Below are 12,299 nucleotides of genomic sequence, written 5' to 3'. Positions count from 1 at the left end.
GGCTTTGTGTTTGATAATGGGATTGTTAGTATGAAGCATGAGAGTTACCTCGCGTTTTGTTTAAGGATTAGACACCCATATCAAAACCGGTAACTCTCAACCTTTCAAGGTCCAGTGTCAGATCTAGTCGCAACTAATACACCTTACAGGACTGGCGTATGGCAATGAGTCGCTTTATTATCGAGTTCGGTGACCGCCTTGACGGTCACTTCTGAGGAAAGGCATTTACACAAAATCTTAAACAGGCTCGCATGCAATAAAAAACCATTCTGACGTCGTCGGAATGGTTTTTTTACACTGAAGCCCACCAACTCGATTTCGCCAGATACCGGCTCAGACGGAAAGGCTCATCATTTCCTGATAAGCAGCAACCAGCTTGTTACGTACCTGGATACCCATTTGCATATTGATTGAGGATTTCTGTAAATCCACCATCACATCATTCAATTCAACGCCCGGTGTACCCAAGGTGAACTTTTGCGCTTGCTCACGTGCGGCTTGTTGAGTGCCACTAATGTTATCCAATGCAGACTTTAGCTCACTCGCAAAACCAGGTTCGATAGTCGATTTAACGCCAGGATTGTTCCCCGCTTGTAACGCGGTAGCCTGCAATTGCTGCACTACGCTCTCAATACCTTGAACTGACATTGTCTCTCACCTTTTCCTACAGGAATGCCCCACAACAGCACCATCTTTCGCAAATGATTTTGCGAAAAGGGGCTTACTGCCCCACTCTTCCATCGCACATAAATCACCCAGCTAACACAGTGCACTAAACTACCATATCAGTCTTATCCTAAAAGGCGCAAAAGACGGGGAAAATGCCACCTTATCGGAGCATCGTTTTTGCCGTTACGGAAAATAATACTATGCTGACAAAAGTAGGTGCATGTATTAACGATTGCGCAATCAGGGAGTGCTGTTTTGTTACGTACCAACGTTAATTTTATCGCTCAACAACCAAGCAGAGAACGAGTATGAACGCCGCAACCGGTTTTATTTCCGGTGGAAAAGGGTTTGGCGAGATACTCAACCGCTTGCGCGCCAATCCTAAAATTCCCCTATTAGTTGCGGCGGCCGCTGCAATTGCAATTGTTGTCGCTATGGTACTATGGGCAAAAGGCCCTGATTACCGGGTGCTCTACAATAATGTCAATGACCGTGATGGTGGAGCCATTGTCAGCGAACTGACAAAAATGAATATCCCTTATCGATTTGCTGAAGGTGGCAGTGCAATCCTGATCCCTTCAACAAATGTGTATGAAACACGTTTACGCCTGGCTCAACTGGGGCTTCCCAAAGGCGGGGCGGTTGGTTTTGAATTGCTTGATCAGGAAAAGTTTGGTATCAGCCAATTTAGCGAGCAGATCAACTATCAGCGGGCGCTAGAAGGCGAACTGTCACGGACCATTGAAACGCTCGGCCCCGTGCAAACAGCACGAGTGCATCTGGCGATACCTAAGCCCTCACTGTTTGTTCGCGAACAAAAGGCACCTTCTGCGTCCGTAACGTTAAACTTACAACTTGGCCGTGCTTTGGATGAAGGGCAAATCAACTCCATCGTCTACATGATTTCAAGCAGCGTGTCCGGCTTGCCCCCCGATAACGTCACCGTTGTAGACCAGATGGGCCGCCTGCTCACCTACGCAGGTGCCGCTGGACGCGATATAAATGCGACACAGCTGAAATATATGACAGAAATCGAGTCTATGTATCAGCGCCGCATTGAAGCCATTGTTGCCCCGATTGTCGGCGGCGGAAACGTGCATGCGCAAGTGACAGCACAGGTCGACTTTTCCGCACGTGAACAAACTGATGAACAATACCAGCCCAACTCTGCACCAAATCAAGCCGCTATTCGCTCACAACAAACCAGTCAAAGTGAGCAGCGTGGTGGGCCCAACGTGGGCCGCGTCCCTGGTGCATTATCTAACCAGCCGGCACCGGCACCCACAGCGCCTATAGCAACACCGGAAAATAACGCCGCTAATGCTAACAACGCGAACCAAAATCAAAACAATAACCAGAACCCGCAGCAGGCCAACCAGCAGAATCAAAAAGCAGCGACGGGCGCGCAAGGTAATGCGGTTATACAAACGTTAAACTCACGTAATGATGCAACAACAAACTACGAAGTTGATAAGACCATTCTGCATACCAAACACAGCACCGGAGGCATTAAGCGTCTTTCTGTTGCCGTTATAGTCAACTATCTGCCACTAGGGGAAGACGGTAAGCCTATCGCCTTGTCGGAAGAGCAGATAAAGCAAATTGACACCGTTGTGCGCGAAGCCATGGGTTTTTCAACAGAGCGTGGTGACTCATTAAACGTTGTCAACACACCGTTTATGTCTACCAGTGATGCTGCCAGCGAACTCCCCTTCTGGCAGAAACAGGCCTTCTTCGAGCTGATGGTTGAAGTCGGACGGTGGCTTCTGGTTCTTATTGTCGCTTGGATCGTTTGGCGTAAGCTGGTAAGACCGCAATTCAAGAAACGTGAGGAACAGCTGGCTGCGGCTAATGCAGCGGCACAAATGCGCGACAATTCTAACGATGTCATCGTCAAGCTGAGCAAAGACGAAGAAGAACTGCAACGTCGCTCACAACAGCGCATCAACACCGAGTTGCAAAGCCAGCGTGTACGCGATCTGGCAGAAAACGATCCGCGCGTCGTCGCCCTGGTGATTCGCCAATGGATGAGTACTGAACTATGAGTATGACAGGTACAGAAAAGAGCGCCATCTTGTTGATGACCGTGGGTGAAGATCTCGCAGCAGAGGTATTTACCCACCTCTCAACGCGTGAAGTGCAGCATTTGAGTGCGGCAATGGCGAATCTGCGCCAAGTCTCGCCGCAACAATTGGCAGAAGTACTCAAAGAGTTCGAGATGGAAGCAGAACAATACGCCGCATTGAGCGTCAATGCCGGTGATTATCTGCGCTCGGTGCTGGTGAAAGCGCTGGGCGAAGAGCGCGCATCCAGCCTGTTGGAGGATATCCTTGAAAACCGCGAAACGAGCGGCGGTATCGAAACCCTCAACTTTATGGAGCCGCAAACTGCCGCAGATATTATTCGCGACGAGCACCCACAAATCATTGCAACCATCCTGGTGCATTTAAAACGGGCGCAGGCTGCGGATATTCTGGCACTGTTTGATGAGCGGTTGCGTAACGATGTCATGCTACGTATTGCCACCTTCGGCGGCGTTCAACCTTCAGCGTTGGCAGAACTGACCGAAGTGTTGAATGGCTTGCTGGATGGTCAGAACGTGAAACGCAGCAAAATGGGTGGTGTTCGTACTGCGGCCGAGATTATCAACCTGATGAAGAGCCAGCAGGAAGAGGCGGTTATCGATGCTGTGCGCGAGTTCGATGGCGAACTGGCACAAAAAATCATCGACGAAATGTTCCTGTTCGAAAACCTTATCGATGTGGACGATCGCAGTATCCAACGCCTGTTGCAGGAAGTGGAATCCGAATCGCTGCTGTTGGCACTGAAAGGCTCCGACGAGCCGTTGCGCGAGAAGTTCCTGCGCAATATGTCGCAGCGTGCGGCAGAAATTCTGCGCGACGATCTCTCGACTCGCGGTCCGGTTCGCATGTCTCAAGTGGAAAACGAGCAGAAAGCCATCCTGCTTATTGTGCGTCGTCTGGCCGACAGCGGCGAGATGATCATCGGTGGCGGAAAGGATGCTTATGTCTGATGCCGCTGAAAACATGGCTTGGAAGCCTTGGAAGCTGAAAGATTTGGCATCCACGTTTGATGCCGAGCCTGAACCGGAAATCGACGTTGTCGAGCAGGAAGCAGCAGCCCCAGAGTCGGTGGATCAATTCCGCTCGTTTGAGGCGGAACTGGAAAGTATGCGTGAGCAGACCATGTGGCAGGCGCGTGAAGCAGGTTTTGCCGAAGGACGCCAACAAGGCTATGACGCAGGGTATCAGGAAGGGCTGACTGCTGGTACGCAACAAGGTACGAAAGATGCATTGCTGCAACAGCAGCCTATGATTGAGCATATGCAGCAGTTGGTGAGTTCATTCCAGCAGACATTGGATGCTATGGACAGCGCTATTCCAGCGCGCCTGACGCAATTAGCCCTGACCGTTGCAAAACAGATTATTGGTCAGGCATCGCTGTGCGATGGCACCGCGTTGCAGCATCAGATTCAACAGTTGATCCAGCAAGAGCCGTTGTTCAGTGGGAAAGCGCAATTACGGGTCAACCCCAGCGATCTCGAGCGCGTAGAAGCAGCGCTTGGACCCACACTGGAACAGCACGGCTGGCGATTGTTAGCCGACGGTCAACTGCATCCAGGCGGATGTAAAGTGAGCGCAGAGGAAGGCGATCTCGATGCCAGCCTCGCCACGCGCTGGCATGAGCTATGCCGATTGGCCGCGCCGGGAGAGTTATGATGACCCATCACCTCGCACGTTGGTTTGCCGAATTGGACGCTTTCGAAAAGCGCATCAAAGAGACACCGTCCGTGCGTCGTTACGGGCGCTTAAAGCGTGCGACCGGGTTGGTGCTGGAAGCGACAGGACTACAAATGCCATTGGGCGCTACCTGCCTGATTGAACGCCACATGGGCACTAAAACAGATGAAGTTGAGTGCGAGGTAGTTGGCTTTAACGGTCAGAGCCTGTTCCTGATGCCACTGGAAGAAATGGAAGGCATCACGCCTGGTGCGAGAGTCTATGCCCGTGCCACGACGCAGGGTGTGGTGCAAGGGAAGCAATTGCCTTTAGGGCCGGAGTTGCTTGGTCGCGTGCTTGATGGCAGCGCTAAACCGCTTGATGGTCTACTGCCCCCGGAAACCGGCTATCGCGCACCGCTGATGACCGCGCCTTTTAACCCACTCCAGCGTACACCGATTGAAGATGTTCTGGATGTGGGCGTACGCGCCATCAACGCACTGTTAACCGTGGGCCGTGGCCAACGTATGGGCTTGTTTGCCGGTTCCGGTGTCGGTAAAAGCGTGCTGCTGGGTATGATGGCACGCTATACCAAAGCAGACGTTATCGTCGTCGGATTGATCGGCGAACGCGGTCGCGAAGTGAAAGATTTTATTGAAAACATACTGGGTGACGAAGGGCGAGCGCGTTCAGTGGTCATCGCTGCGCCGGCGGACGTCTCTCCCCTGCTGCGTATGCAGGGAGCCGCTTATGCAACGCGTATTGCTGACGATTTTCGCGATCGCGGTCAGCACGTATTGCTGATCATGGATTCTCTAACGCGTTATGCCATGGCGCAGCGTGAAATTGCGTTGGCTATCGGTGAGCCACCGGCCACCAAAGGCTATCCACCGTCAGTGTTCGCCAAGCTCCCTGCGCTGGTTGAACGTGCGGGCAATGGTATTCACGGCGGCGGGTCTATTACCGCGTTCTATACGGTGCTGACCGAAGGTGATGACCAGCAGGACCCGATTGCGGACTCCGCGCGTGCTATTCTGGATGGACATATTGTTCTGTCGCGCCAGTTGGCCGAATCCGGTCACTATCCTGCCATTGATATTGAAGCGTCAATCAGCCGCGCCATGACCGCGCTAATTGATGAAAAGCACTACGCCTCGGTAAGATTGTTTAAGCAATTACTCTCCAGTTACCAACGTAACCGGGATTTAATAAACGTAGGGGCTTACGCGCCGGGCAGCGATCCGACGCTTGACCAGGCTATTCGCCTCTACCCACAGCTTCAGGATTTTTTGCAGCAAGGCATGTTTGAACGCAGTGGTTATGAAGCCTCTTGTCAGGCTTTAAACGTCATTTTTCCCCGTAGCGAGTAGGAGGACAGATGAAAACGCAGTCACCGCTGGTTACACTACGTGAATTAGCCCAAAAAGAGGTCGAAAAAGCAGCGACACAATTGGGACAAGTGCGTAAAGCCTATCAACAAGCTGAACAACAACTGAATATGCTGTTAAACTATCAGGAAGATTATCGCGGTAGGTTACAAGTGACGATGTCTGAGGGCATGGCCAACACCAGTTGGCAGAATTTCCAGCAATTTATTCAAACGCTGGACGTCGCTATTGATCAGCATCATAAACAACTGCAACACTGGAATTCACGCCTGTATCTGGCGATGAAAAACTGGCAGGAAAAGCAAAAGCGCCTCAATGCGTTCGAGACGCTACAAGAAAGAGAATATATCAGGCAGCTCGCACACGAGAACCGCCTCGATCAAAAACGGATGGATGAATTTGCCCAACGGGCCTCTCTGAGGAAAACAGATTTATGATGCTGCCAATCGTTACCACAACAGCAAGCACCGGGGTCAGTGACACCGCAGGATCCGCTTCGGGGTTGCCTACAACGGATCAATTGCCTCAGGATTTCGTTCAACTGTTATCTCTGCACCTGCCAAATAAAGCGACCACCACCGCCGTGCCATCTGAAAACACAGCGACGCTGAGCGGAAAAGACAGCAAGCAAAAACTGTTGGGTGCTTTGACAGCACAAGATATTGATTTAAGCCAGCAGGATCTGAATACCCTGCTCAACGCCGTTAACGGGCAAGACAATCTGGATGACAAAACGTTGTCAGAATTGTTGACGTCATTGCGCAAGTCTTTTGCTCAAGGCAAAGACACCCCCCTTGAGAAGGGTAACGACGAGGCTTCATTAACCGACACCCAGGCAGTGCAAGCGCTGCTGGCGATGTTATCGCCAGCAGTAACTGCCGCTGCGCCGCAAAGTGGCGAGATGTCGTCTTTGCTTCAGGCAGCACAGTCGCTGTCAATACCTGGTTTGAATCAGTCAGCACAGCTAAATACCGCTGATAGCGCAAGCGCGTCTGCATCCTTGTTTGGTACACTCGCCGCGCGCGATGCGCTGACTAGCGGGAGTGATACGCTGTCAACAGCCGCATCCAATGCCAAGAACAGCCGTGCAACATCAAACGATGCGGCGCGCGTCCAGGCACAGGTTGATGACAGCAGTGCCATGCAGGATAAATCGGCAGTTGTAGCCCACACCATCGCCGATGTAGCCAAACAGGATAGCAATGGCAGCCAAATGCCGTTGACCGCACATACGACTCCGGTGAGTCTGGCACCCAATGCACAGACTTCAATGACGAACAACATTGCACAACCGGGTGCGAGCGCGCAGTTAAATGCGCTATTAGGCACAACCCAGTGGCAGGACTCTCTTGGTCAGCAAATCATCATGCTCAGCCGCAACGGGCAGCAAAGCGTACAATTACGCTTGCACCCTGAAGAGCTGGGCACATTGCATATTTCGCTGCGACTGGATGATAATCAGGCACAAATCCATTTAGCATCGGCAAACAGTCAGGTGCGTAGTGCCCTTGAGGCTGCGTTACCTCACTTGCGTACAGCCATGGCAGAAAGCGGTATCAACCTCGGCCAAAGCAGCGTAGCGAGTGATAATAGCGGTTGGCAGCAAGCCCAACAGCAAATGGCGAGTAATAACAACGATACCGGTGATAACAACGCATCTTATCGACAGCAATTTGCGTCTTCCGCGCCCTATGGCGATGAAGCAAGCGAGATTGATATGTCAAGCACAGTCCGCGCAAGACCAGTGAGCGGTGTCGATATTTTTGCATAAACATTAGGTAAACGAACAAGTTAGCGCGATTTTTCTGGTTTATTCCTTGTATTGAATGGACGAATAGACCGGATAATCATTAACATCATATATTCATTTAGTGCTGCTCCATATTGGCATTAGATATTGATTAATAACAGGAATTATTTTTGGCTATGTCTGACATGCAAGCTGGTTCACGGCGTAAGCGATCTATCTGGGTGATACTGCTTATTATCATTGCGCTGGCGGCAACAGGAGCTGCGGGCGTAGTATGGTGGATCTTGTACCACAGGTCCTCTTCCGCTGAGCAGCAAGTGGCGCCACCGCCTCCAGCGCCCGTATTTATGCCGTTGGACACGTTCACTGTCAATTTGGTCAATGCAGACAATAACCCTGATCGGGTACTTTATGTCGGTTTCACATTACGTCTGTCCGACGAAGAAACCAGAACACGTTTGACGAATTACCTCCCTGAGGTGCGTAGCAGCTTGTTATTGCTGTTGTCGCGTCAGGATGCCATCTCCTTGGCAAATGAGCAGGGTAAGCAGAAGCTGATTGAACAAATCAAGCAGGTGCTTAGCCCCCCACTTGTCCCCGGACAGCCGAATCAGGTCGTTACTGACGTGTTATTCACTGCCTTTATTTTGCGGTAATTCTTATGGGCGATAGCATTCTCTCTCAAGCAGAAATTGACGCATTGCTCAGCGGCGGCAGCAGTGATGATGCCAGCAGTGCCAACGCCGCCGCGAAATCGGACGGCGATGTCAAGCATTATGATCCCAATACGCAGCGACGTGTTGTTCGTGAACGTATGCAAGCGCTGGAGATCATCAATGAGCGCTTTGCACGTCAATTCCGTATTGGGTTGTTCAACCTGCTACGACGTAGCCCGGACATCACCGTTGGTGCAATTAAAATACAGCCTTACCATGAGTTTGCGCACAATCTGCCGGTGCCGTCGAACCTTAACCTAGTTCACCTGAAACCGTTGCGTGGTTCGGCGTTGTTTGTGTTTTCGCCAAGTCTGGTGTTCATTGCGGTAGACAACCTGTTCGGCGGTGATGGACGCTTTCCTACCAAAGTGGAAGGACGCGAGTTCACTAACACCGAGCAGCGTATCGTAAAACGCATGTTGCGTTTGGCACTTGACGCCTATGGCGAAGCTTGGAATGCCATCTACAAACTCGACATCGAGTATGTGCGTTCTGAGATGCAGGTAAAATTCACCAACATCACGACATCACCGAACGATATTGTGGTGACTACGCCTTTTCATGTTGAAATTGGTACGCTGTTGGGTGAGTTCAGCATTTGCATCCCCTTCTCGATGATTGAACCCTTGCGCGAAGTGCTGACCAATCCCCCCTTGGAAAACTCCCGCCAGGAAGATAAGAATTGGCGCGAAACGTTAGCCAAGCAAGTGCAACATTCTGAATTGGAGTTAGTGGCCAATTTTGTTGATATACCGCTGCGGCTTTCCAAAGTATTAAAACTTCAGCCGGGTGATGTATTGCCTATTGATAAGCCCGATCGCATCATTGCACACGTTGATGGCGTTCCGGTACTGACCAGTCAATACGGCACGCTGAATGGGCAATATGCATTAAGCGTCGAACATTTGATTAACCCTATTTTGAATTCTCTAAATAATGAGGAACAGCCCAATGAGTGACACCAAGCAACCGTCCGACGACAAGGAATCCGTGGACGATCTGTGGGCTGATGCGTTTAACGAGCAACAAGCCGCAGAAAAACCAAGCGCAACGGACAATATCTTCAAAAGTCTGGATCCTTCCGATGCACCCAGCAGTTTGCAGGATATTGACCTTATCCTCGATATTCCGGTAAAGCTGACCGTTGAACTCGGCCGCACCAAGATGACCATCAAAGAACTGCTGCGCTTAACGCAGGGTTCCGTGGTGGCGTTAGATGGGTTAGCGGGTGAACCCTTGGATATTCTGATCAACGGCTATCTGATTGCTCAGGGTGAAGTCGTAGTGGTATTGGATAAATATGGCGTACGTATTACCGATATTATTACGCCTTCTGAGCGGATGCGTCGTTTGAGTCGATAATGGCCGATACCCAACTTCTTGCTCCTGCGCCGTCGGCACCGGTCTCTCAGGCCACGACGCAGGTTACCACCGCCCCCTTCCCCGCCAGTACGCTGCTTACTCAGGTAGGCACTGTGCTGGTTGGTGTTTTGATGCTCATTCTGGCGATTGCCTGGGTGGTGCGTAAGCTCGGGTTAACCCCCCCTGTCAGACAAAATAATCTGGTCAAGGTAGTTTCAAGCTGCCAGGTCGGGCAACGCGAACGCGTTGTGGTGGTCGAAATTGAGGATACCTGGCTGGTACTGGGTGTAACGGCACAACAGATTACGCCGTTGCACACGCTGCCCGCTCAAGAAATGGACGACGCGCCTGCTGGCGAGATGGCCATACCTGCCAATTTCCGGCAATTATTACACAAAGTCATCAAACGTCCGGAAAAATCGGAATGAAAGTGCGTCTTCATATTCCATCGTTTTCAATGCTGAAGCGCGGACTGCCGGCACTTGCCGCCGTTCTGCTGCTCTTTACACCCACTGTCTGGGCACAGTTGCCCGGAATTATCAGCCAGCCCCTCGCCAATGGCGGTCAGAATTGGACCTTACCGGTTCAAACGCTGGTGTTCCTGACGTCATTGACGTTTATTCCGGCAACCATGCTGATGATGACCTGTTTTACGCGTATCATCATTGTCTTGGGCCTATTACGTAACGCATTAGGCACACCGACCGCACCCCCCAACCAGGTTCTGTTGGGTTTGACGCTGTTTCTGACTTTTTTCATCATGTCTCCGGTTCTGAACCGGGTTTACGATGAGGCCTATGTGCCGTTCAGTCAGGATCAAATCAGCATGCAAACGGCCATTGAGCGCGGTGCTCAGCCTTTACGCGAATTCATGCTGCGCCAGACACGACAAGCCGACCTGGCATTGTTTACGCGTCTGGCACAGATGGGGGAAATCCAGGGGCCAGAGGCTGTTCCGATGCGCGTCCTGATACCTGCGTTTGTCACCAGTGAATTGAAAACCGCCTTCCAGATTGGCTTTACTATTTTTATTCCTTTTTTGATTATCGACCTTGTGGTTGCCAGTGTGTTGATGGCGCTCGGTATGATGATGGTGCCGCCGGCCACCATTTCGTTACCGTTCAAGCTTATGCTGTTTGTACTGGTCGACGGATGGCAATTGTTGCTCGGTTCACTCGCGCAAAGTTTTTACAGTTAATTCCTACTAAGGTCGCCCGATGACGCCAGAATCCGTAATGGCTTTATGCTATGAAGCAATGAAGGTCGCACTGGCGCTCGCAGCCCCGCCTCTGCTATCAGCGCTGTTCAGCGGCTTGATTATCAGTCTGTTACAGGCTGCAACCCAGATCAACGAAATGACGCTCTCCTTCATTCCCAAAATATTAACCGTGTTTTTCACGCTGGTGATCGCAGGGCCTTGGATGCTAAGCCTGATGCTCGATTATATGCGCACGTTGTTCGGTCAGTTGCCGACAATCATTTGCTAGCCATGCTGACGCTCGATAGCACACAATGGGACATCTGGGTCAATCAGTTCCTACTGCCTCTGATTCGCATCCTTGCTTTAACTACCACCTGCCCAGTTTTCAATGAACGCGCTGTTCCAGCTCGGGTTAAAATCTGTCTGGGAATTGTCATTACTATGCTTGTTGCGCCTTATTTGCCCATCAACACAACACCCTTATTTTCTGCAGCCGGTATCTGGATTATTCTCCAGCAACTGCTTATTGGTGCCGCTCTCGGGTTTACTATGCAACTGGCCTTTGCTGCGGTCAGGCTGTCGGGCGAACTCATCGGTATGCAGATGGGATTGGCATTTGCCACCTTTTTTGATCCCACGGGTGGACCCAACATGCAAGTACTTGCGCGTTTTCTGAATATCATGGCCATGTTGTTGTTTATGGCTTTCAATGGTCATTTATGGATGATATCGCTGATCGCCGATAGCTTTCATACGCTGCCTATTAGCCCCGCACCACTGAGTAGTGATGGATTTTTGGGCCTGGCGCGTGCAGGAAATTTGATATTCATTAACGGTGTGATGCTCGCGCTGCCTTTGATTACGCTGTTGCTGGCACTCAATATTGCTTTAGGGTTACTGAATCGCGTTGCGCCGCAGCTTACCGTTTTTGTGATTGGCTTTCCGCTTACGTTGACTATCGGTATCATGACGGTTGGTATGCTGCTCTTTCTGTTGGCTCCCTTTGCCGAACATCTTTTTGGTGAGGTATTCGATATCCTCGCCGATGTGCTGACGCTGCTTGCCATCAAGCCCTGAGGCTATCCCAGTCAATTCGACGCTAAGATAGAAAATTATTGTCGGGAGGATTCGGTGCAAAAAATGATCGTTTATTCAATGAGTTGATGTAGCATCAAACGTAGTACTCGCGTTCTATGTAAGTACCGATGATCCTATCGTGCATTTCGGATGATTTTGAATATCCGAGCGTCTTGCGATTGAGCCGTCGCAATCGGTTACGCAGTGTCAGATGTATTAGTCGCGACTAGATCTGACACTTGACCTTGAAAGGTTGAGGGTTACCGGTTTTGATATGGGTGCCTAATCCTTAAACAAAACGCGAGGTAACTCTCATGCTTCATACTAACAATCCCATTATCAAACACAAAGCCGGCCTGCTCAATCTCGCCGAAGAACTCGGTAACGTATCAAAAG

The 12,299-nt window shown here is 50.9% G+C and carries 14 protein-coding genes and 1 pseudogene; 13 read left to right on the top strand and 2 right to left on the bottom strand.

Features of this window, described 5'->3' with window-relative positions:
• Positions 1 to 333: 333 nt before the first annotated feature.
• On the bottom strand, positions 334 to 648 hold the full coding sequence (fliE, locus tag QZ506_RS00580) for a flagellar hook-basal body complex protein FliE (protein WP_291968320.1): 315 nt from the start codon (positions 646 to 648) through the stop codon (positions 334 to 336).
• Positions 649 to 977: 329 nt separating this feature from the next.
• Here fliE and fliF point away from each other — a divergent pair, with 329 nt between their 5' ends.
• The 13 genes from fliF to fliR all read left to right on the top strand — a co-directional run bounded on the left by fliF (position 978) and on the right by fliR (position 11,903).
• Positions 978 to 2,714, top strand: coding sequence for a flagellar basal-body MS-ring/collar protein FliF (gene fliF / locus QZ506_RS00575; protein ID WP_291968319.1), 1,737 nt, complete (start codon positions 978 to 980; stop codon positions 2,712 to 2,714).
• The gene (fliG, locus tag QZ506_RS00570; RefSeq protein ID WP_291968318.1) at positions 2,711 to 3,703 is read left to right on the top strand and encodes a flagellar motor switch protein FliG; all 993 of its coding nucleotides are present in this window, start codon (positions 2,711 to 2,713) and stop codon (positions 3,701 to 3,703) included. The genes fliF and fliG overlap by 4 nt, the downstream gene beginning before the upstream one ends.
• Positions 3,696 to 4,409 (top strand): flagellar assembly protein FliH, encoded by a 714-nt coding sequence (gene fliH, locus QZ506_RS00565; RefSeq protein WP_291968317.1) that lies wholly within the window; start codon positions 3,696 to 3,698, stop codon positions 4,407 to 4,409. Before fliG ends, fliH begins: the two co-directional genes overlap by 8 nt.
• Positions 4,409 to 5,779 carry a flagellar protein export ATPase FliI gene (gene fliI / locus QZ506_RS00560; protein WP_291968316.1) on the top strand — a complete coding sequence of 457 codons (1,371 nt, stop codon included), beginning with the start codon at positions 4,409 to 4,411 and terminating at the stop codon, positions 5,777 to 5,779. Before fliH ends, fliI begins: the two co-directional genes overlap by 1 nt.
• Positions 5,780 to 5,787: 8 nt before the next feature.
• Positions 5,788 to 6,234 carry a flagellar export protein FliJ gene (gene fliJ / locus QZ506_RS00555; protein WP_291968315.1) on the top strand — a complete coding sequence of 149 codons (447 nt, stop codon included), beginning with the start codon at positions 5,788 to 5,790 and terminating at the stop codon, positions 6,232 to 6,234.
• Positions 6,231 to 7,568 (top strand): flagellar hook-length control protein FliK, encoded by a 1,338-nt coding sequence (locus QZ506_RS00550; RefSeq protein ID WP_291968314.1) that lies wholly within the window; start codon positions 6,231 to 6,233, stop codon positions 7,566 to 7,568. Before fliJ ends, QZ506_RS00550 begins: the two co-directional genes overlap by 4 nt.
• A gap of 155 nt (positions 7,569 to 7,723) precedes the next feature.
• Positions 7,724 to 8,203: a flagellar basal body-associated protein FliL gene (gene fliL, locus QZ506_RS00545; protein WP_291968322.1), complete on the top strand. Its 480-nt coding sequence runs from the start codon at positions 7,724 to 7,726 to the stop codon at positions 8,201 to 8,203.
• A 5-nt stretch (positions 8,204 to 8,208) separates the two neighbouring features.
• Complete coding sequence (gene fliM, locus QZ506_RS00540; RefSeq protein ID WP_291968313.1) at positions 8,209 to 9,222, top strand: flagellar motor switch protein FliM; 1,014 nt, start codon at positions 8,209 to 8,211, stop codon at positions 9,220 to 9,222.
• Positions 9,215 to 9,625, top strand: coding sequence for a flagellar motor switch protein FliN (gene fliN, locus QZ506_RS00535; RefSeq protein ID WP_291968312.1), 411 nt, complete (start codon positions 9,215 to 9,217; stop codon positions 9,623 to 9,625). Before fliM ends, fliN begins: the two co-directional genes overlap by 8 nt.
• Positions 9,625 to 10,053 carry a flagellar biosynthetic protein FliO gene (gene fliO, locus QZ506_RS00530; RefSeq protein ID WP_291968311.1) on the top strand — a complete coding sequence of 143 codons (429 nt, stop codon included), beginning with the start codon at positions 9,625 to 9,627 and terminating at the stop codon, positions 10,051 to 10,053. Before fliN ends, fliO begins: the two co-directional genes overlap by 1 nt.
• A gap of 29 nt (positions 10,054 to 10,082) precedes the next feature.
• Positions 10,083 to 10,823: a flagellar type III secretion system pore protein FliP gene (gene fliP, locus QZ506_RS00525; protein WP_291968321.1), complete on the top strand. Its 741-nt coding sequence runs from the start codon at positions 10,083 to 10,085 to the stop codon at positions 10,821 to 10,823.
• 19 nt (positions 10,824 to 10,842) lie between these two features.
• Positions 10,843 to 11,112: a flagellar biosynthesis protein FliQ gene (fliQ, locus tag QZ506_RS00520; RefSeq protein ID WP_291968310.1), complete on the top strand. Its 270-nt coding sequence runs from the start codon at positions 10,843 to 10,845 to the stop codon at positions 11,110 to 11,112.
• 2 nt (positions 11,113 to 11,114) lie between these two features.
• Positions 11,115 to 11,903 (top strand): flagellar biosynthetic protein FliR, encoded by a 789-nt coding sequence (gene fliR, locus QZ506_RS00515; protein ID WP_291968309.1) that lies wholly within the window; start codon positions 11,115 to 11,117, stop codon positions 11,901 to 11,903.
• Between the two features lie 94 nt (positions 11,904 to 11,997).
• Here the strand turns inward: fliR and QZ506_RS00510 are convergent.
• Positions 11,998 to 12,117: pseudogene (locus QZ506_RS00510) on the bottom strand (IS1 family transposase); the annotation flags it as partial.
• Positions 12,118 to 12,299: the final 182 nt, after the last annotated feature.

The sequence above is a fragment of the Candidatus Symbiopectobacterium sp. genome (assembly GCF_020054415.1).
In the GTDB taxonomy this organism is placed as follows: Bacteria; Pseudomonadota; Gammaproteobacteria; order Enterobacterales; family Enterobacteriaceae; genus Symbiopectobacterium.
The sequence above is the reverse complement of the archived record's forward strand: the minus strand, read 5'-3'. Positions and strand labels throughout refer to the sequence as shown.

Coding starts and splice junctions, on each gene's coding strand:
- fliL (WP_291968322.1), top strand. CDS start 7,724: ATGTCTGACATGCAAGCTGGTTCACGGCGTAAGCGATCTATCTGGGTG.
- fliJ (WP_291968315.1), top strand. CDS start 5,788: ATGAAAACGCAGTCACCGCTGGTTACACTACGTGAATTAGCCCAAAAA.
- fliF (WP_291968319.1), top strand. CDS start 978: ATGAACGCCGCAACCGGTTTTATTTCCGGTGGAAAAGGGTTTGGCGAG.
- fliE (WP_291968320.1), bottom strand. CDS start 648: ATGTCAGTTCAAGGTATTGAGAGCGTAGTGCAGCAATTGCAGGCTACC.
- fliQ (WP_291968310.1), top strand. CDS start 10,843: ATGACGCCAGAATCCGTAATGGCTTTATGCTATGAAGCAATGAAGGTC.
- fliG (WP_291968318.1), top strand. CDS start 2,711: ATGAGTATGACAGGTACAGAAAAGAGCGCCATCTTGTTGATGACCGTG.
- fliI (WP_291968316.1), top strand. CDS start 4,409: ATGACCCATCACCTCGCACGTTGGTTTGCCGAATTGGACGCTTTCGAA.
- fliH (WP_291968317.1), top strand. CDS start 3,696: ATGTCTGATGCCGCTGAAAACATGGCTTGGAAGCCTTGGAAGCTGAAA.
- fliP (WP_291968321.1), top strand. CDS start 10,083: ATGCTGAAGCGCGGACTGCCGGCACTTGCCGCCGTTCTGCTGCTCTTT.
- fliR (WP_291968309.1), top strand. CDS start 11,115: ATGCTGACGCTCGATAGCACACAATGGGACATCTGGGTCAATCAGTTC.
- QZ506_RS00550 (WP_291968314.1), top strand. CDS start 6,231: ATGATGCTGCCAATCGTTACCACAACAGCAAGCACCGGGGTCAGTGAC.
- fliO (WP_291968311.1), top strand. CDS start 9,625: ATGGCCGATACCCAACTTCTTGCTCCTGCGCCGTCGGCACCGGTCTCT.
- fliM (WP_291968313.1), top strand. CDS start 8,209: ATGGGCGATAGCATTCTCTCTCAAGCAGAAATTGACGCATTGCTCAGC.
- fliN (WP_291968312.1), top strand. CDS start 9,215: ATGAGTGACACCAAGCAACCGTCCGACGACAAGGAATCCGTGGACGAT.